Source organism: Mucilaginibacter sp. HD30 (assembly GCF_054061755.1).
The window spans coordinates 994800-1013568 of the sequence record NZ_JBSSEO010000001.1; the positions used below are offsets into that span (position 1 = coordinate 994800).

The following is an 18769-nucleotide window of genomic DNA, read 5'->3' on the forward strand; positions in this document are numbered from 1 at the left end:
TATGTCGTTGATCTTTGTCCATTTATCTGATATTCATTTCGGCCAAGAAAAACTTGGTGGCGATATGGTTGTCCATGATGATATCAAAGAAGAGTTACTAGCCGACGCGCATGATTATATCGCCAATTCCATACCCGCAAAAAAGGCGGACGGCGTAATCATATCCGGTGACATCGCGTATGCCGGCAAACCGTCAGAGTACGAAACGGCCGGCCAATGGCTGGATCGTTTAACCTCTGCGGTCGGCTGCGAAGTCACTGCTGTTCAGCTAGTTCCTGGCAATCACGATATTGACCGTGACAAGATTACTGCCATTACCCAACAGATCATAGACGATATTATCAAAAATGGCGATAATGCCTTAGATAAGTATCTGGATAATGAAGATGACAGGGAATTTCTTTACAAACAGTTTATCGGCTATCGAAAGTTTGCCGAAGGTTATGATTGCCCTTTGGACAATGAAGGCCGGATTAGTAAACATCGGGTAATGGAGATTGCACCGGGACGAAGAATTAAGTTTCTGGGGATGAACACCGCATTAATCTGTTCGAAAAGTAAAGCCGAGTATGGAGGATTGATTTTAGGGAAAAGGCAGCGGGTGATTCGTACAGAACCAGGATTAGAGACGATCGTGATTGCACATCATCCCATGAATTGGCTTCAGGATTCGGATGACGCACTTCGCTATATCCGGAACCGGGCGAGGGTATTTATCTCCGGTCACGAGCATGCTCCGGCGCATAAATGTGAAAATGTAGATGCGGAAACTGATTTGTTGATGCTAGCTTCAGGAGCGGCCGTTCCTCCCGGAAATGAGCCAGGTTTTAACTATTGCTATAATGTATTGGAATTTAGTTGGCTGGAGCAGCAAGACGCGCTTGTTCTAAAAATACATGGCAGAACCTGGGATGATGAGCATAAACGTTTTACAGGTGATACAGCGCATTTTAAAGATAACGGAACGGTAACTTATGTGTTAAAGAGCCCGAACTTTAAGAAGCTGCCACTAGAAAATATCGTTGAAAGTGAAAAAGAACAAACAGTTATCGAAACCTCAACCATGGAGTTTGCGGTGACGGATTTAAAAGGAGGTGTTTTGGAAGAAAAAGAATTTCATTTGGTTTTACTTAAATTTTTCAGAGATCTCTCCAGCGCTCAAAGATTAGCTGTTTTAGTAGAACTGGGCGCTATCCCTAAAGAATGGTCGGGGTCGCTTACGCATAGTCTGGAAAGAAATGCTTTCGATAAATTAGTTCAGAACGGTAAATTGCAAGAGATTCATAATTTTATAAACCAATTAAATCAAACAAAATAAACCTATGGCCGAGATCGCAAAATACGTAAGAATATTTAACGCCAATCCCGCAGATGATTTTGTTGCGAAACGAGTTTTAGCAGTCAATGCAATCGAAGCGGCTATCAAGAAAAAAGTTTCCGCTAACGAGATCTTGGAATTTGCCAATGGTCTGGTGTCGGCCATGGAACAACCCGAGCAAACCAATTCTGTGGTTAACGGTGTATCGGTGGCGGCACTGAAAAAAAACAGCGCTGCATTTGTTCCGGATGACGAGCAGTTACAATTACTGACCTGTACCTTACTCGCTGTCATTCAGCATCTCGAAAAAGCGAAGGCTTATGCACAGAAACCAAATCCGGAATTTATACTTGCCGTGGCGCTATGGAGTGGATTGTCCTTCCAAAAACCTATACAAAATCAAGAAAAACTGGAGAGCCTGCGTTTGGAAGTATTGCAAACAGCTACTAAAATTGCCCAAGATATTGCCCATACTTCCAGAAACCGAAAAGAAACTAAACCCCGAACACCGATAACCGCTCCGGCAGCGAATACATTTGCAGCATTTGTAACCGATCTTGAAGCATCCTATGGCAAACTGATTGATGCTTATCGTACAAACGCTTTATTGGACCGTGAAGAAATCGACATCCTATGGTGGATTCTTGGCGGCTGGAGCAGCTTATGCAACCTGCAGGTCGGTTCCTTAAATCCGGTACAAAGCGTCTTGGTGTCCAGCATTGAGATCGGAAAATTATTACAGCGGTTCCCTTCGACCGCGCATACCCATTTGGTCTGCAAAGGACTTGCGCAAGGCGATGAATATAAAGCGCAAGAAGTAATAGAACAACTTGGAGCTTTACGTGAAAAGCTGATTGTCAATTATGATAATAAAGACGTCACTATTCATTTTCCTCAAATATTTCCGGTAAGTGGCCTTTTGTTACGTCCCAATGAATTGCCGGTCGCAGACATAAAAAGACCCTTGAATGAGTGGGGGGCGCGTTTATTACTTGAGATCTCACTGCTGAATATCAATAAGTTTGCTGAATAATGGAGGAGGGTCTAGATTTTATTTGCCAAAAAGAAGGATGCACTTATTCTGAAACGAAATCGTGCGCTTTCAATAATCCGCCATTAACCTGCCCCGAGCGATTGGCATCCATCGCGGATTTGCTTGCCCAACCCTCCGTAAATGAAATTATCAAAGACACGGTACTTTCACCACCGGAGGAAATGGAACGATTTTCATCGAGTTTATCGATGACCGTACGTGATGCCCAAAAAATGATGCGGAACAAGTACTGCAAAATTGTAGGCATACTAGGAGTGCCAGGCACCGGTAAAACTGCAAGCTTGGTTAGTCTTTACCTACTATTAGCACATAGTAAATTGGAGAATTTTAAGTTTTTAGACTCCAAAACGGTGATGGCCTTGGAAGAAATCAGTAAGGGTGCCCGGAAGTGGAATACGACTCATTTACCGGAGCAACTCACTTCCCATACGGAACTTCAGGATGAACGAATCGCAGGTTATCTTCATTTAAGATTACAGCGAGTGGCAGACCATTGTAAAATCGATTTGCTGCTCACCGATCTTCCAGGCGAATGGACGACCACTTTGATCGATACGAATCGTACAGATCGGCTCATGTTCTTAAAAGCCTCGGAGCGCATTTGGCTAACCGTAAGCGCCGAAGACATCCATCGCCTAACCACCCGGCACCATACCATCCATCGCATCAAATTGTTAATCGATCGAATCAAAGCATTTCTTGGCAATGCTGTCCCGGATATGACCATCGTCATCACCCATTCCGATAAAGTAGGGTCAGTCAAACAGTACCTGTCAGCTCTGAATAATCTCGCTGAGGGATTTACCATAAAAATGGTAGAGATTGCATCATTTTCTGCCAACGATGAGGTCGCTGCAGGAATGGGTATACAGGAGTTGATCGATGATCTGGTTGAAAAAAGGGAAATCACCAGACCGGAATTTTGGCCAGATCTCACCAATAACGATGAATTTACTCGTCACATGTTGAAATATGATAACAATCGCAAAGCATCATGAAAGGTAAGTCACTTATATTAGTCGGAGGTCCTGATTCTGGCAAATCAAATTACCTTGCCCGTTTCTGGTTAGCGGTTCAAAGTCAACAATTTGATCTCGTTGCTACGACCACGCCAGACGATCTGAGTTACATCGAGGATATCGCCGCCCATTTGCTGCAGGGGAAATTTGTGCCGAGGTCAGACCAGGTTGAAGAAAGCCGTGAGTTTCAGGGCTCAGTAACTTCCAAAAAAGGGGATCATCAAGCGAACATTATCGTACCCGACATGCACGGGGAAATTTGGCACAAAGCCGTTTCCACATTAGAGATCCCACAAAAATGGTTGACCGCGATAAAACGCTCCACTGCTGCTGTGTTATTTGTACGGGTTGCTTCTGAAAACAATGTTGACCCACTGAATTGGGTAACAACTCAAGGACTGTTAAAAGCCGGATTAGGCAGCGAAAAAGACCATGAGATACCAACACAGATCGCGCTTTTGGAACTTTTGCGTTTTATAGACGAAAACATCAGTAGGCCTAAAACCGGTAAACCCAAAGTCGCCGTAATGGTTACGGCCTGGGATATGTTGCACCAAGAGGAAGCTAATGAAGGCCCTGAAGGTTACTTGCAACGCCAATTTCCAATGTTTGCCGGCAGGCTGTCTGACATCAATAGTTTAAATGTCAAGATATTTGGATGTAGTATTGTTGGCGGTGACCTCCTCGTTCAGGATTTTGTAGATGCATTCTTGAATGGAGATATCGATCAATCTGGTTACATCATCGAGTCGGACCCACAACAAGCGATAATTGAAAATAAAGATCTTACCCGTCCGATTAATTGGCTGCTAGAATAACTACATGGATCTCAATAGGCTCAATTATCAAATTCATCGTTACAAAAGCGGGCATCAACTGATCGCATCGACCATATCTTTGGCACGGACCGACCAAGATACCGTAGACCGCCTTTCAGATATTTCAGGACAGGTGCGTCCCGGCGAAACATTTGAACCCTATTTCACTTGCTATCCGTTACCATCCGAAAAAGATTTTGTGATTGCGCGAACTTGGCAGGATACTAAAGCGGCAAGGGCTGGTTGTGTATTGACGAAAAGCATACTTGTACCTATACGAGAATGGGAAAGCGCCGCTGATATAACAGAGATCTTCCAGCTATTGCTGGCGTCCACATTTGACGAGCGGTTTCCGGATCAAAATGTGATCGACCGTTTTAGACACAAGCGGATTTCAGATGGACCATTTGAAGAGCTGGTTGAGGCTCTGTTCCTGGAGCCAAGACAACCCATCGTGATCTTCGATGGCAACCACGAAACTGAGATCATCATGCGGTTATACACCGTATTTTGGCCAAATCTCAGACGAAAATTCGCCAGTTGTACCTTCGCACTCGCTCCCCGCTCCGTAAACAGCAGACCTTTTGATCTTTTATTTTCAAGGACCGACCTGCGTACCAGATTTTCGGATTGGAAAGGCCGCCGGATCGAAGGTTTAAAAAACAACCGGAAACCTGCCCGACACCGATGGACCAACAACCTTTCATTTCGCATTTTCGGAAATGACCAGCCAGTCTTATATGACCGTAATGAAAATTCATTGCTTCATATGGTAAGTGATGCTAATGAAAGTACATTAAGATTGAGCCTGCTTTGGGAAGAACTGATAACGAAAGCGTCCGAGGAATCTTCGCCAACGGCGATCTTGGGTTTGCTAGACATCATAAATGCCCAACAGATCTTTAGCGAGCGTTTATATTTCGACTTACGTCCGTTGATCAAACGAGCTATCGATCATGGTATGGCAAAACTAAGCGCGGAAGATAACTGGAAGTTCTTTGCGGCCTTATTGGTTAAACATAGTCGAAAGCTAATGGGCAGAGCGATGCTGTTGGATGTAAAAAATGCCTGCACAGTATTGGCCCAACATGAACCTCAACTGGCAATCAATTTTATATTGAAGTTTGATCCGGCTCCGGAAAAGATCCCAGCGGTATTGTACGCTAGTATTGGTGATGGCTTAGCTATTTATGCCAGAAAAAATGGGATGCAGATCTCCGGGCAAGTTCCTGAAAAATTAGGTTTGTTGTTGCTTTCTACCAGTCAATCATACGCGCGGGAGATCATGTCAGCAATCGGTGATAAACAAACTTATCTTAATGAATACCTGCGGAAGTACTTTGTATCTAAAGATCAAAAGCCGGTCAAGCGCGCAAAAAGCAACCTGTTGCAATTTGTTCGATCGCCATCACATAAAGATGCCTTGGCTCTTATTTTGAACGAACCACTTACCTTTGATTTTTTTTATCGTAGCCTTATAAAAATCGAAGAGAATACCCATCTGGCGATTCGCGAATTTGATCAGTTGCTGCTTAAAAAGTCAGCGAAATTTAAAGCCTTTCCGACGTTGCTGAATTTTGCGATCATTGACAATGAATTTGGTAAAACCAGCGAATTGATCGTTAATATAATACAAGAGCAACCTCAACTCTTTAGAACATTTTATTACAATAGTGCACTTAGCAATAGCGTCAGAGATCAGATTGTAAATGACACATTATTAAGCAACGCCGACGAAATCATCGAATCTTTTTCAAAAGACAAGGATTTGATTTTAGATATCATAAGCGTATTAAAAGAAAATAAAAAATCCAACAAAGACCTGCTGTTCCGTTTGGTATTGACAGCTTCATTAACCATTCAAGAACGACTAGAGGTTCTGGTACAGTTAACACCGGCAACAATCAATAAACAAGCACAAGCATCTTTGTATGCCTTGCTGAGCATCGCTATAGCTACAAGGACCTCATGGCCGATGCTTGTAAAAATTATTAATAAACTTGATCAATTTCATAGTGAGGCTTTTGCTGATTACGTATTAAGCGATCGAGGTAAAAACGCATCCGCAGAACTAACATTTGAATTATTAAGTGCTTGTGGCGCTAACATCAAACGTTCTCTGGTCAATAATGTAGATCTTATCAGCGACCGGTTGAGCCACGAAATTAGCGGACAGGCAAATAAAATCACCTTGGACAACTGGCTCAGTTTACTACGCACTTCTTCTAATCTGGATAAGCAGCGCCGAACCGCGGTCTATATTCTAGAATTTGCCTTTGAACGTTATACTTCCGATCCAACTTTTTTAATTATACCGACATTTCCGATTGTTTATCAAGTTTTCAAAGAAGGGCGATCATTGGGACGAGTGATCGTATCTTGGTTTTTCGATGACTGGGATAAGTGTAAAACAATTCGTCACGACTTGGTAGATCGGTACTTGAAGTCAGATTGGTCGCGCATTGGTCTATTCCAAGTTGCAAAAAAAGCAGGAATCACCAAGGATGTCATATCTATTCTATCGGACAGTAAAAGAGGAAGAAGATTTATCACAGAAGTGATAGAGAAGTCGGAAGAAGCTTCGGGCCAAGTGGATAAAGCATTGCTGAAACAGCTGCACAAACTCGCAAATAGATAACAATCTGTGTTACTTAACATGCTGTTTAAGAAAAGTTTCGATAACAATACTTGGTACTAAGAACGGTTTATTGGTAAAGATTACTTCTACTAAATTACCGCTAACCTGATAATTTCCTGTAAACTGACCACCCAAGGCTTTAAAATCAAAATCCCCTTTATACTTATTCCCAGAGAATTTGCCTTCATGATTCTGTGCTTCCTGCAAGGCTTTATTATATATGAGATCAATGTTCCCTGTAAAAGGAATTTTCAATTTGGTTGCCATGGGTCAAAAATATATATTCCTAATATATCATTATACTAGTTAGGTTTCCGTTGCCGAACAATAGATAACTATTTATTATCATTAATTAAATATGGGTGATGCTTGGCTCCAATTCATGGATGCACTGTAATTTTAACCATTCCAATGTTCAAATCCTCTGGTTGAAATCAAATAATTGCAACTTTTTGCAAGTTGAGCTATGGCAGGTTCATACCAGTCTGTTGAGTTATCGTAACCCAACAAAGCCGTCTGCAGCTCTTTGCGAAAGCGTTGTTGTTTATGCTGATGTATGAGTTCCCAGTAGTGCATAATGAGTTCCCTGCGCTCGTGAATTAAAGCTGGGCTGGGGATTTTGTCACGCTTTTTGTTATTTAAATCAGCCCTTGCAGGAAGCAAGTTCCAAAGGTCGTTGTTTTTCCAGATCGTAAAAGGTATAATGTGATCAACATCGTACCTGCTAATGGTGTCCCCGCTCCATACACAGCGGACCTTGCCATGTGTTTGCAAGATGTAGCGGTAAAGAGCTTTGGATTCGAGTACATCGCGTTCGGTTACCGGGCTTTTCAGAACTTCATTAAGGACTTGGGCGGTAGTTAAAGTTTGACCGGACGCCTGAACAGAGAATTCGGCCCACTTAAATAGAATGGAGTCTTGGCCATTCACAAAACTGCCTAATACTTGAAAAGCTTCGTAGTACTCCTCGGGTATGGAAAACACACCGAAGTTGTGGATCAGGAATTCTGCGTCGATATTGTCAGTTAGCCTAGTTCGACTGCGTTCATATTGATAAATTCCGTAGTACTTTCCATAGATCGATGTTCCAAGGTATTTCATTGGCATTGCGGTAATCGTTGCTGCAAGCTTTTTTACCAATTCAATAAACACTAGCTGTATCTCTTGTGGAATTCCTTTGCTTTTCAAATCGTTATAAAACGCTGAAAATCCGCCACGCATTTCATAAAAATTCACTATGCCATTTAGCGACGCTGCAAATGCCAGTTGCGTAGACCGGTTGATCTGCGGCACACTTGCCAGTGGGTAATAATAAACCAGCCACTTTTCGATCAATAGTCCTAAGGGAAAATGAGCTCGATTTTCTTTGAGTAAAATAAAAGGTGAGTTGTCTTCAATTAAATCTATCGTTCCCCTTAGTAAAGCGAACTTATAGGTGGATGACTTATTGTCTCTTGCCAGGATTTGATTGATGTTCCTGAAGGTTTGCTGGTCCATGGCTAAATATAAGAAACGTAATCGCTCTACAGCACTTCAAAATTATTACCTTGCATTATGATCCCTGTTACTGCTGCTGTTATCTATAAAGATGAGCATGTTTTAATTGCGAGAAGAGGCCCCGAAAAGCATTTAGCTGGTTACTGGGAGTTTCCTGGTGGTAAAATTGAATTAGGTGAAACGCCAGAAGCCTGTTTGCTGCGTGAAATCGAGGAAGAACTTGGTATTCATATCCAGGTCGATGACTTTTTGATGGAAAGCATTTACGATTATGGCCATAAGACGGTCTCATTAAAAGCTTATCGCTGCACTTATCTTCATGGAGGTATCACACTTTCAGATCACGACGATGTGCATTGGGTATTACCTGAGCGGTTATCTGAATATCGATTGGCACCAGCAGATATTCCGTTTATTGCCACTTTGACAAAAACTTGATCGTACATTCCAACTATATTAACCGATAGCCAGTTTAGCACTTTCTTTCCATATGGATGCTGGCATAAGTTCCTTGAGTCGCCAGGTAATATTCATTGGCCTCGCTCCGGAAGATTGAACATAAACCGCTTCTCCAAGAAAAACATAGGACATGGTTAAGCCGTATTCATTATCGTTTTGCTCCCGAACAAATAATAATATTCGTTTTCCCAGCTCTCTATGATTAATGTAGGATTTACCTTTTATGGACTCTGGAGTCGTACTGTTTTGAGATTGCCAGTGAAACAGTTCTTCGTTGATGGCATAGTCATCGTATAAGGTTGTCGGGGAATATTCTTTTTCTGATTTTTTAAGAGTTACAAAGAGAGCCTCCACTTTTAGGGCCTTATTTTCAGCCACCCCTTCACGGTTAGAGGCTGCTTTGTCAAAAGTGTGAAGTCCTATCGCAGTCAGAATTTGATCTCGGCTATAGCGGGCATGAACCTTAAGTGGAAATGGAAAACCGAGGTTAATGTCTTTTTCTAAAAAGTCAACTTGCTCGATTAAATAATCTACGACCTCCAAAAGTTCTGCCAGCATTGTGGTATTCTGCAATAAGGCATTAAAACTTTCCTCTAAGTTCTTAAATCCCATCTTTGCACCGGATTCTTGCCAGATGTCGTAGTACAGTAACAAGGGCAGCTCTCGTTCTGCTATTGTGATATTCGATAAGCGGAAGCCACTTGCAATGAAACTTTTGACGAATTGGAGATAGCTCAAAGAATTACTTTGAATCAGCCTCCGATAGATAAAACTATACAACCGTTCTTCTAATGGCTCGCTAAAGTTTTCGATAATCCCTGCATCTGCACAAAGCCGTTTCCAATTGCCTCTTTTGTAAATCCGATAGATGTCCAAATTGCTGAAGCTGATAAAGTTTTGCAAGTTGAAAGGTAGCGTGGAATTCAATTTAAAGCTGCGAATCCGTGCTAAGAGCTGATTGCGATTCAGGGCTAATGCTTGCTTGATATTACGTAAAATAATCTCTTGCGCTTTCTTTTCCAAAACGATGGAGCAGCCCAGCGGAAGATGAGGAAACTCGTTCTCCACTTCTTTTTGGATGGAAGTATGTGTTTTGCCGATCAGCGCCCGAAACTTATGCTCGAAGTCGTATTCCGCACGCGCCATACCAACAAAATCCAATACGGTCAGGCAGTCTTTGCCATTAGCCAGGCGCAGACCACGCCCTAATTGTTGCAGAAAAACGGTTAAGCTTTCGGTTGGCCTTAGAAATAATACCGTATCGATCTCCGGAATATCCACACCTTCGTTAAAGATATCTACCACAAAAACATAATTGATGAGCTTGTTTCGCAGTTGATGACGGATCTCGTCCCGCTGATGAGCGTTAGCGCTCGTGAGGTATGCTGCTTTTAGCCCAGCAATAGCAAACTTTTCCGCCATATACCTGGCGTGTTCCTGGCTAACACAAAAGCCGAGTGCCGTTACTTGATGGACATCCGTCAAATACTTCTCACAATTGTTTAAGACCTCACCAACTCTTCGATCTTCCGAAGTATAAAGCCGGGTAAGTTCATTAATATCATAACGGCCATTACGCCAGCTTACCTTGGTCAGATCCACTGAATCAGACACCGCAAAATATTGAAAAGGGCAAAGAAGCTTTCTGTTAAGGGCTTCCGGAAGACGAATTTCTGCAGCAATGGTATTGCAAAAGTCCTTCAAAATATCTTCTCCATCCATACGTTCCGGAGTTGCCGTTAACCCCAGCAAAACCTTTGGGTTGAATCTTTCTAAGATGGGTCTATAACTTGATGCGCTTAAGTGGTGCACTTCATCAATGATCACAAAATCATAAAAGTCTGAAGACAATTGTAGATCAGTAAGCCGGTTTTTAAGTGTTAAAACAGATGCGAACACATACTCATAGTTTTGAGGTTCCTGGCCGTCTCCCCAAAGTTCTCCAAAGTTGGCATCTTGCAGAACTTGTCTAAAAGTAGCTTGCGCCTGTTCCAGGATCTCCTTACGGTGAGCCACAAACAATAACCTTGCTCTTGATGCGCCATCTTTAAACCTTTTGTAATCAAACGCTGAGATAACCGTTTTACCAGTACCTGTCGCAGCAACCACCAGGTTTTTATACCTATTATGCACTACCCGCTCCGATTCAAGTCTGTCCAAGATCTCTGTTTGGTAGGGGAAAGGCTTCAAATGAAAAAAGGTCATGATGCCATTTGTCTGACCAACATGTTGCATTTGCAAAGCTTGACTTAATTTTTCGCGGTCAATTCCCGGCTGATAGCGTTCGAATTCCTTATCTACCCAGTACGTCTCGAAAGTTTTCTTGAATTTATCTATAATATGACTGATCTCTTTGGTGGTCACCTTAAGATTCCATTCAAGTCCATTCGTTAACGCGGATCTGGAAAGATTGGATGAGCCGATATATCCAGTATGGAAACCTGAGTTTCGAATAAAAAGATAGGCTTTTGCGTGGAGGCGTTCATGATCGGTATTATAGGAAATTTTAATTTCGGTATTGGGCAATTTGGATAAGAACTCGATGGCTTTGGGATCAGTGGCACCCATATAAGTCGTGGTAATGATTTTTAATTTCCTGCCACTACTGGTAAACTCCTCCAATTCATTTTTAAATATCCTGATCCCTGAGTACCTAATGAAAGAAACCAGCCAGTATATTTCATCAGCGGAAAGAATTTCTTTACGAAGCTCACTTTCCAGCGAGATGCCGACATTATTTCCGGTGAACAATTCACTTTGACTTAGACGAGTATAAGGGGTGATTTGCTTTAGCCTTTCTTCTAAATCGTTGTAAGGGGAATCCAGCTTCGAGAATATAGCCTGCAATAAGCGTCCATCACTTTCTAAAAGGTCATTCGACAGATCTAAGTCAGGAAGTTGTTCTACCAATAACTGAATGATCTTATTGGATAGTTCAACTTGCTTAAACACACGGTCATCACCCTTTAATGAGGCAAGGGAAAATTTGATCAGTTCTGACAAGTAGCCGCTCAAGTAGCGAGCAGCTTCTTCTCTATCCAATAAAGAAGTTTTGATAAAAAAATGGTCAGTATTAAGCAATTGAAGCTTATTGTAAATAAGCTTATTCATAAGTTGTTCGTACAGGCCTAGGCTTTGATCCATTAGTGTGATAATGCTTGTTTAGCAATCACCTAAACTAAGCATTAAGCCCCGAATTTTTTATTCTGAGATTTTCTATTATTAGAGTATGACTTATATGGCGAAAACCTATCTGATGATTAACTATTAAGCTTTCTGAATTCCGACGGAGCCATGCCTTTGTACTTTTTAAAAGAGCGGTTCAGGTGACTTTCATCGGTAAAATTTAATTCGTTAACGATCTCATTGATGCGCATATCACTATGCAGAAGGCGGATCTCTACTAAACGCATTTTATACATCGCAATATAGTGCTGCAACGTCTCACCTGTTTGACTTTTAAAATAGCGGCCCAGGTAGCTTAAAGATATCGCAAACTTTTTACTCAGACATTCGGCCCGGAGCAGGTGCGGCTCAAAAATATTTTGCTGGATATAGTGCAATATTTCCAATACGGGTTCCCCGGTGTTTTCTTTGATGTTCTTGGGGAGTTTTAAGGCAATGTTACGGGCCACAATGGTGATGATGGTATTCACCATCTGGGTAATGATGGTGTCGCAGTAAATCTGCCGGTTACGTTGTTCCTGGATGATGCTTTCAATCAGCGAAGCGATAAGCGGTTTGTCCACCTTGTTCTTTAAAATGCAGCCCGGCCGGTGGCTGGCATTTTGCAGGATATATTCCATGCGCTGCACAAGCGCTTTATCTTTCGAAGCATTGTTCTGAACAAAGTATTCATTGAACCGCAGGAAGAAAAACTGAGTGACCGTGTTGACCTCAAACGAATGCACATCCTGAGGCGTAAGCAAAAAGAGATTGCCTTTACGATAATTAAACCTGTTCTTATTGATATACTGGACACCGGTGCCATCAACAATATAGATCAGTTCGAAAAAATTATTTGCCCGCGGCGTTTTTGGGAACCGGTCCAGCTCTTTAATTTCTATTTCAAAAGGCTGGTATAAATTCTCTTTCCTCATCAGGGCTAATATACAGATTTAGTGAAATTTTGTACAAGTAACAGGTGCCGCTATCTGTATAATTTTACATCCATAAAACTAACATGAAAACATATGAAAATCCTGATCACTGCCCTGTTACTGTTTGGCACTTTACCTATTGTAGTTGCGCAAACTAAAACGAAATCTAACAAACCATTAAAAGAACTGCTGATCGGCACCTGGACGCTGGTATCGGTTGATAATATCTACCCGGATAGCAGCAGGGTACATCCTTACGGTGAAAATCCAAAAGGCCTGCTGGTATTCGACGACCGGTCAAACTATGCTATTCAGATCTATAAGGCGGTGCGACCCAAGGTCGCGTCGGGCGATAAGAATATCTGCACGCCCGAGGAAAGTAAAGCGCTGATACAAGGCAGTAATGCGCACTTTGGCACCTACACAGTGGATGAGGCTAAACACACCATTACCTTTAAAGTAGATCATGCGTCGTTTCCTAACTGGGAGGGAATCGATCAGGAACGAACCTATACGTATACCGGTAATCAGATTAGTTATGTTGTTACCCACACCACGCAAGGCGGAAAGGCAGTAATTGCCGAAGTGGTGTGGAGAAAGCTTTAAAAGTATACGCTGAAATGCGCCATTCCTGTTTTACGATGAAAAGCGGTTCGGAAAAATATAATCTTTACTTTACAGATAGGAAAGATTGTATTGGATTCGAACCGTATTCGTATAGGTGCTATTAGGAGAAATCTACCAGTATCCATTGGTCAAGCCTACTTGAATTTGTGAGCTTGCTATTTTAAATAAAGTTTTCCCGCACTCTTCGCACCAAATATGATCTGGCTATTATCTGTTAACTGTGGGTTTATAGTTGAATAATCTATTTCTTTCAAAAAGGCGTTGGCATTGTTATTAAGCCTTATATTAAGGAGTCCAATTTTGCTTGCCGATCGAAAATTAAAGATGCTATTTTGATTGCCGATAGCTGTTAAATTACCAATAGCTGCACTATTGATATTAACTGATGCGTTGCCTTTAAGTGTTAAGTTTAAACTATCCGCTTTCCAACCGGTCAGGATATTATTGGTGCCATCTGCAATGATCGATGTGATCTGCGGGCTGCCGATGATGATCCCCAGCGGTATATTTTCCGGGTCCCGCATGGATTGTCCGTTTGGTACGGTAAAGCCGAGCAAAAGTGTATCGCCACTTTGGCGGACCGAAAGAAAATTTTTCCTCGTGTTCATTACCTTCATATCCAATTGAGCAGCTTGCTTTATTTCAATAGCATAGCCGTTTCCACCTGTTATGAGCAGATATTTAAAGGGTTTTATGGCCACGGGCTGATAACTTTTGAATGGGTCGGCCAAATTGATTTTGGAATAAGCCTTTCCGAGCAAAACGTCAATAAAAATGGTTGCTGCAAGCAACACCAACAAAAGGGCGGCTAATAATTTTGTACTGGCTTTCATGTTATAATTCTTTTTCTTTTAAAAGGTACCAGGTGATTACCCATAGACAGACCGGAACCACAACCCACAACAACAGTGATGACGCAAAAAACGCTGCGTCTGGCGGATAGACATAAATATTTTCGCCTTTATAAGTAAACTGAAAACTATCCAAGGGCATGGTAGCGCCTATGTTCTTTTCACCGGTCAATAATCTCAGGAACAGGGCGTTTCCATTAAAACTAATGAACAGCCCCGCTAGGATCAGTACCAATGTTTTTAAGAACTGGCTTTTGTTAAAGAAAACACTGCCCCATAAGATAATAGACTGAAAAGTGATAAATGTAAACAGGAACTGATAAAAGCCGTTTTTAAACAGGTCAAAATTGCCCCAGGACGATCCGCTGGGCGCTACGATAGCTACTATTAACGCCTTAACACCAAGAAACAAAATAAAATAGGCCGCCAGGTAGGCGAGGATACCATACAACAGGGCAATGCCCAGTTTGGCGGCGGAAGAGGCGGGAAGGATCAGCAACCAGATGCCCTTTTGTTTATTGCCTAAATCTTTTAACAGCGAGGACATAAAGACGCCGCCCCCTCCAAATAACAAGATCAGGAAAATGCCATGTGGCGTATCGCCGTTAAAACTGGTTTGCCATTGCCAGGCCAGCAGGAATAGAAAAGCGAGGATAGCCGCTATGGCGGCTGAACCGACCAGCCAGGCTTTACGGTTCTCGAACCACTGCCGTTTAAGTAACAGGGTGAAATGGATAAATTTCATGATAGCTTGGAATTGAAAATGGAATTGATAAGAAAAGGGTTACTTAAGGTGGCATTGAATAATATTTCCAGGTCTACGTAAGTTGCCGCGTTATGGCTGTTGCGGCACATGGCAACCAAACCATTGGGCGTTTGTTCTTCATATAAAATATCGTCCTGTATGGTATGCTGGTGCTTATTGTAAAAACTCAGCAATGCCATTATTCGGTCCTTTTCTTCATGTAACAAGATCCGGCTGTCATCCATTATTATTACGGAGCTGATCAGATCATCCAGATCACGCACCTGATGGGTAGAAAGCAGAATTACCTGATCGGGCCTGCTGGCCCGGCTCATGATATTACGGAACTGTGCTTTCGAGGGGATATCGAGCCCGTTGGTGGGTTCGTCCATTACCAGTAAACGGGTATTGGCCGCCAGTCCGAAGGCAATGAAGGTCTTTTTTTTTTGACCAAACGACAGTTGGTGAAGACTTCCGTCGGGAGAAATGTTGAACTCTTTCAAATAGTCCTCAAAAGCCAGGTAACTGAATGCGGGATAGAACGGCGCATAAATAGCTAAGAAACGCTCAATACTTAATGGCGGCAGATAGCACTCCTCCGGTATAAAAAACAATTGCTCCAAAAATCCCGCCTCCCGTTTAAAAGGAAACAGACCGTTTACGGTACAAGTTCCTTCATAAGGTAAAAGCAAACCTGTAATGGTTTTCATCAGTGTAGATTTACCCGCACCGTTTTTTCCGAGCAGTCCATAAATCTTACCGGCCTGCATTTGCAGGTTGAGCCCGTTGAATAATTTTTTATGTTTGCTATAACGGTAGCTTAAATTGTTGATCGTGATCATGATCAAATGGACGCTTAATCTGGTATCGGGAAAAATAAAATCGACGAGTGGGCAAACAGACAGGTCTATTTGGACTTTTCCAGCAAGTAGTACAATTTTTTTTATTTCATTGCTTGAGCAGGCGCTTTCATTGTTAAAAAAGGCAGGTTGGTCGGAAAGTTTATTCTTGTAACTTATTTTAATGGAAATTAGTGAATGAATTTTGAATATGTAATAACCAGGCTGCACAGTTACACCCGCTTACGAATAATGGTGCATGTACTTTTTTGGTTAGGCTGCCTTTTGTTAAATTGGTATAACAATTCAATTTCATTTAATACTTATGATAATTTCGCCAATTTGTTCATGTGGCAGTTGGCAGGTGTAAATACCATAAATCTTATACTGGTATATTATCCTTTGATTTATTGGTGTGTTCCTTTGCTTAAAGCAAAAAAGTATGGGTCGGGTATCATTGGGATTATTGTTTTATTGATCCTGTATACGTTGGGAATTACCTTATCTGAAAATGCCATGCTGCTGAACTGTGCTGCTTGCATGGCTGAGTTAAAGGCGCATAACAACGGCTATTATCATTTTTTGCAGAGCGACTTGTTGAACCGTTTGTTTGCCAAAATAGCCAGTATGGGCGTCCTTATATCACTCCTCTTTTCGCTCAGCGTGCCGGTAGCCATCAAGATAGCCCTGGGGGCATTCCGGCAGCAACTGGCGGCTGTTCAACTGGCTAAAGAAAATGTAGAACTGGAATTTAACTTTCTAAAATCGCAGGTGAATCCGCATTTTCTATTCAATTCACTCAATAATATTTATGGGTTGATCCTGAAAAATGAGAACAATAAAGCAGCCGGTATTGTAGCCCGGTTAGCTGAATTTATGCGTTATACACTTCATAGTCCGGGTACTGATCAAATGCCGCTGCGAAAGGAGGTAGATCTTTTACGGGATTACATCGAGCTGGAAAAAATCAGGCTTAATCATACAACGGTGACGGCTAACCTCGACATCCATGAAGATAATCACGTTTTACCGTCATTATTACTGGTTCCGCTGATTGAAAACGCTTTCAAATACAGCGCCGATGAGCCTGGAGCCACGATCACAATTCAACTTTATACTCAGGCTGAGAGGCTAACCTTTAAGGTAACCAACGCTTTGGATGAAAACCGCCAGCTCAATGCAGGCGGCGGGATCGGCCTGAAAAATTTAAAGAAAAGGCTAGATCTGTACTATGCCGGTAAATACACTTACGAGGTAAAAAAAAATGCACAATTTTACGCAGTTAACCTGGAGATCAGTTTATGACCAATAACACGCAAATTAACTGCATGGTGGTTGATGACGAACCCATCGCACGGGACATCCTGACCGGCTACTTAGAAAAAACGCCGGGTTTAAAACTGCTCAAAAGTTGCATGAACGCAACGGAGGCCTATGAAGGTTTGTATCAGCACCAGGTTGACCTGATCTTTCTGGATATCCAGATGCCTGTTATAACGGGCACTGATTTTCTGCGCTCTTTGCGCCAACCGCCATTGGTGATCTTTACAACCGCTTATCAGGAATATGCGATAGAAGGCTTTGAACTTAACTCTGTTGATTATTTATTAAAACCGGTTACTTACGAACGTTTTTGCCAAGCCGTACAAAAGGCAAAGGAACGACTTACTTTTAAGGCCGCAGACCAATCACCGCGACACCCTCCAGTAGCCGCTGCAGATTACCTTTTTATTAAGCAGGATACCAGGTTGGTTCGCGTTAACTATGATCAGATCAGTTATATACAGGCAGAAAAGGATTACAGTTCAGTATACTTGGAAGATAAACGCCTTTTAGCCAGTATGCACCTTAAGCTTTTTGAAGATACCCTGCCAAAAGAAAAGTTTCTGCGCGTTCATCGTTCCTATATCGTTAACCTTTCGAAGATATTGTCAATCAAAGGAAACACGGCGGAATTGGGTGAAGTAGCAATTCCGATAAGTCTCAATTACCGGGATAATTTACTGTCGGCTTTGCGTATATAAGTTTTCAATGCTCGGACTTTGAAAGTCAAGTAAATGACCTTAAACTGCTAGTAACCGTTTATTGTTTTGTTGTAATTTGGATAAATCACATGGCCCATGTTCTAAGACCAATCCAACCATTTGATAATAAAATTATTGTGAGCCTAAACAGCGATATTGCAGTAATGAGCATATACCAGGTTGTAAGCGGCTTGGCATATTTTTAAGATTTTTGAAAAGCAAAAACAAATTAAAGGTAGATAAAGCGCCGAACAGCAACGTTCCAAAATATATACCAAGAGAAATAGAACTCATAACGCTAAAACTATACATCAATTAAGTCGAATTTAGCACTTTGAAGAAGCTTGTAGAAGCCCAAATTAAGCACATGAGGCTAATCATTGGTAAAACCATTACTGGAACTCTGGCCCAACTGATTTTCTTACGTAAAGCAGCTATTATTGCGTTTAATGCCGGGATACAAGATAAAAGAGAAAAAACAATTAGCAATACTCATCGTTTTTTGCTTTTAATACCACCCCGAGTTCTGAGCCAAATAAGCTTAAGACTTGATTCACTTTATCCATACGTAATGTTGGTTTTCCCTGTTCCATCTCACGAACAACCCTAAGCCCAACACCTGCCTTTGCCGCCAGGTCTTCCTGTGTAAGATTTAACGATTTCCTCTTTTTCTTTAAATACTCCGATAACATATTTATACCCTTTCGGGTACAAACGTAAATTAAATTTATTAATTATACCCTAACGGGATTATGCCTAGTGACGTGAGTATTATACCCT

The 18769-nt window shown here is 41.8% G+C and carries 17 protein-coding genes; 9 read left to right on the forward strand and 8 right to left on the reverse strand.

Annotated features, from left to right (window positions below; genetic code table 11):
- Position 1: 1 nt before the first annotated feature.
- Genes ACVW2L_RS04905 through ACVW2L_RS04925 form a run of 5 tightly spaced genes read left to right on the forward strand, consistent with a single transcriptional unit; the run spans position 2 to position 6847 of the window.
- Positions 2-1318, forward strand: coding sequence for a metallophosphoesterase (locus tag ACVW2L_RS04905; protein WP_457126841.1), 1317 nt, complete (start codon positions 2-4; stop codon positions 1316-1318).
- A gap of 4 nt (positions 1319-1322) precedes the next feature.
- Entirely contained in the window at positions 1323-2351 is a 1029-nt protein-coding gene (locus ACVW2L_RS04910) for a GTPase-associated system all-helical protein GASH (protein WP_457126842.1), read from the forward strand.
- The gene (locus tag ACVW2L_RS04915) at positions 2351-3370 is read left to right on the forward strand and encodes a TRAFAC clade GTPase domain-containing protein (RefSeq protein WP_457126843.1); all 1020 of its coding nucleotides are present in this window, start codon (positions 2351-2353) and stop codon (positions 3368-3370) included. Before ACVW2L_RS04910 ends, ACVW2L_RS04915 begins: the two co-directional genes overlap by 1 nt.
- Positions 3367-4209, forward strand: coding sequence for a TRAFAC clade GTPase domain-containing protein (locus ACVW2L_RS04920; protein ID WP_457126844.1), 843 nt, complete (start codon positions 3367-3369; stop codon positions 4207-4209). Before ACVW2L_RS04915 ends, ACVW2L_RS04920 begins: the two co-directional genes overlap by 4 nt.
- 4 nt (positions 4210-4213) lie before the next feature.
- A complete protein-coding gene (locus ACVW2L_RS04925; protein WP_457126845.1) occupies positions 4214-6847 on the forward strand; it encodes a GAP1-N1 domain-containing protein in 2634 nt (877 codons plus the stop codon).
- Positions 6848-6856: 9 nt separating this feature from the next.
- Here ACVW2L_RS04925 and ACVW2L_RS04930 read toward each other — a convergent pair whose 3' ends face one another.
- A complete protein-coding gene (locus tag ACVW2L_RS04930) occupies positions 6857-7114 on the reverse strand; it encodes a hypothetical protein (RefSeq protein ID WP_457126846.1) in 258 nt (85 codons plus the stop codon).
- A 132-nt stretch (positions 7115-7246) separates the two neighbouring features.
- Positions 7247-8344 (reverse strand): HNH endonuclease domain-containing protein, encoded by a 1098-nt coding sequence (locus ACVW2L_RS04935; RefSeq protein WP_457126847.1) that lies wholly within the window; start codon positions 8342-8344, stop codon positions 7247-7249.
- Positions 8345-8401: 57 nt separating this feature from the next.
- Here ACVW2L_RS04935 and ACVW2L_RS04940 point away from each other — a divergent pair, with 57 nt between their 5' ends.
- Positions 8402-8782, forward strand: coding sequence for a (deoxy)nucleoside triphosphate pyrophosphohydrolase (locus ACVW2L_RS04940; protein WP_457126848.1), 381 nt, complete (start codon positions 8402-8404; stop codon positions 8780-8782).
- Positions 8783-8800: 18 nt separating this feature from the next.
- On the opposite strand, the gene ACVW2L_RS04945 is transcribed toward ACVW2L_RS04940, so the two are convergent.
- Together ACVW2L_RS04945 and ACVW2L_RS04950 are read right to left on the reverse strand one after the other, a co-directional pair.
- On the reverse strand, positions 8801-11947 hold the full coding sequence (locus tag ACVW2L_RS04945; RefSeq protein ID WP_457126849.1) for a DUF3427 domain-containing protein: 3147 nt from the start codon (positions 11945-11947) through the stop codon (positions 8801-8803).
- Positions 11948-12063: 116 nt separating this feature from the next.
- Positions 12064-12903: an AraC family transcriptional regulator gene (locus ACVW2L_RS04950; protein ID WP_457126850.1), complete on the reverse strand. Its 840-nt coding sequence runs from the start codon at positions 12901-12903 to the stop codon at positions 12064-12066.
- A 93-nt stretch (positions 12904-12996) separates the two neighbouring features.
- Between ACVW2L_RS04950 and ACVW2L_RS04955 the strand changes: the two genes are divergently transcribed.
- Positions 12997-13509, forward strand: coding sequence for a lipocalin-like domain-containing protein (locus ACVW2L_RS04955; protein WP_457126851.1), 513 nt, complete (start codon positions 12997-12999; stop codon positions 13507-13509).
- Positions 13510-13685: 176 nt separating this feature from the next.
- On the opposite strand, the gene ACVW2L_RS04960 is transcribed toward ACVW2L_RS04955, so the two are convergent.
- Genes ACVW2L_RS04960 through ACVW2L_RS04970 form a run of 3 tightly spaced genes read right to left on the reverse strand, consistent with a single transcriptional unit; the run spans position 13686 to position 15968 of the window.
- The gene (locus tag ACVW2L_RS04960; RefSeq protein ID WP_457126852.1) at positions 13686-14363 is read right to left on the reverse strand and encodes a hypothetical protein; all 678 of its coding nucleotides are present in this window, start codon (positions 14361-14363) and stop codon (positions 13686-13688) included.
- A 1-nt stretch (position 14364) separates the two neighbouring features.
- On the reverse strand, positions 14365-15126 hold the full coding sequence (locus tag ACVW2L_RS04965) for a hypothetical protein (protein WP_457126853.1): 762 nt from the start codon (positions 15124-15126) through the stop codon (positions 14365-14367).
- Complete coding sequence (locus tag ACVW2L_RS04970; RefSeq protein ID WP_457126854.1) at positions 15123-15968, reverse strand: ABC transporter ATP-binding protein; 846 nt, start codon at positions 15966-15968, stop codon at positions 15123-15125. The genes ACVW2L_RS04965 and ACVW2L_RS04970 overlap by 4 nt, the downstream gene beginning before the upstream one ends.
- Positions 15969-16163: 195 nt before the next feature.
- On the opposite strand from ACVW2L_RS04970, the gene ACVW2L_RS04975 reads away from it, so the two are divergent.
- A complete protein-coding gene (locus ACVW2L_RS04975; RefSeq protein WP_457126855.1) occupies positions 16164-17270 on the forward strand; it encodes a sensor histidine kinase in 1107 nt (368 codons plus the stop codon).
- Positions 17267-17989, forward strand: a complete 723-nt coding sequence (locus ACVW2L_RS04980; RefSeq protein WP_457126856.1) for a LytR/AlgR family response regulator transcription factor — start codon at positions 17267-17269, stop codon at positions 17987-17989. Before ACVW2L_RS04975 ends, ACVW2L_RS04980 begins: the two co-directional genes overlap by 4 nt.
- 482 nt (positions 17990-18471) lie before the next feature.
- On the opposite strand, the gene ACVW2L_RS04985 is transcribed toward ACVW2L_RS04980, so the two are convergent.
- Positions 18472-18681: a helix-turn-helix transcriptional regulator gene (locus ACVW2L_RS04985; protein ID WP_457126857.1), complete on the reverse strand. Its 210-nt coding sequence runs from the start codon at positions 18679-18681 to the stop codon at positions 18472-18474.
- Positions 18682-18769: the final 88 nt, after the last annotated feature.

Excerpts from the sequence above, each read along its gene's own strand:
- ACVW2L_RS04905 (WP_457126841.1), top strand. The coding sequence starts at position 2 with ATGTCGTTGATCTTTGTCCATTTATCTGATATTCATTTCGGCCAAGAA.
- ACVW2L_RS04910 (WP_457126842.1), top strand. The coding sequence starts at position 1,323 with ATGGCCGAGATCGCAAAATACGTAAGAATATTTAACGCCAATCCCGCA.
- ACVW2L_RS04915 (WP_457126843.1), top strand. The coding sequence starts at position 2,351 with ATGGAGGAGGGTCTAGATTTTATTTGCCAAAAAGAAGGATGCACTTAT.
- ACVW2L_RS04920 (WP_457126844.1), top strand. The coding sequence starts at position 3,367 with ATGAAAGGTAAGTCACTTATATTAGTCGGAGGTCCTGATTCTGGCAAA.
- ACVW2L_RS04925 (WP_457126845.1), top strand. The coding sequence starts at position 4,214 with ATGGATCTCAATAGGCTCAATTATCAAATTCATCGTTACAAAAGCGGG.
- ACVW2L_RS04930 (WP_457126846.1), bottom strand. The coding sequence starts at position 7,114 with ATGGCAACCAAATTGAAAATTCCTTTTACAGGGAACATTGATCTCATA.
- ACVW2L_RS04935 (WP_457126847.1), bottom strand. The coding sequence starts at position 8,344 with ATGGACCAGCAAACCTTCAGGAACATCAATCAAATCCTGGCAAGAGAC.
- ACVW2L_RS04940 (WP_457126848.1), top strand. The coding sequence starts at position 8,402 with ATGATCCCTGTTACTGCTGCTGTTATCTATAAAGATGAGCATGTTTTA.
- ACVW2L_RS04945 (WP_457126849.1), bottom strand. The coding sequence starts at position 11,947 with ATGGATCAAAGCCTAGGCCTGTACGAACAACTTATGAATAAGCTTATT.
- ACVW2L_RS04950 (WP_457126850.1), bottom strand. The coding sequence starts at position 12,903 with ATGAGGAAAGAGAATTTATACCAGCCTTTTGAAATAGAAATTAAAGAG.
- ACVW2L_RS04955 (WP_457126851.1), top strand. The coding sequence starts at position 12,997 with ATGAAAATCCTGATCACTGCCCTGTTACTGTTTGGCACTTTACCTATT.
- ACVW2L_RS04960 (WP_457126852.1), bottom strand. The coding sequence starts at position 14,363 with ATGAAAGCCAGTACAAAATTATTAGCCGCCCTTTTGTTGGTGTTGCTT.
- ACVW2L_RS04965 (WP_457126853.1), bottom strand. The coding sequence starts at position 15,126 with ATGAAATTTATCCATTTCACCCTGTTACTTAAACGGCAGTGGTTCGAG.
- ACVW2L_RS04970 (WP_457126854.1), bottom strand. The coding sequence starts at position 15,968 with ATGATCACGATCAACAATTTAAGCTACCGTTATAGCAAACATAAAAAA.
- ACVW2L_RS04975 (WP_457126855.1), top strand. The coding sequence starts at position 16,164 with ATGAATTTTGAATATGTAATAACCAGGCTGCACAGTTACACCCGCTTA.
- ACVW2L_RS04980 (WP_457126856.1), top strand. The coding sequence starts at position 17,267 with ATGACCAATAACACGCAAATTAACTGCATGGTGGTTGATGACGAACCC.
- ACVW2L_RS04985 (WP_457126857.1), bottom strand. The coding sequence starts at position 18,681 with ATGTTATCGGAGTATTTAAAGAAAAAGAGGAAATCGTTAAATCTTACA.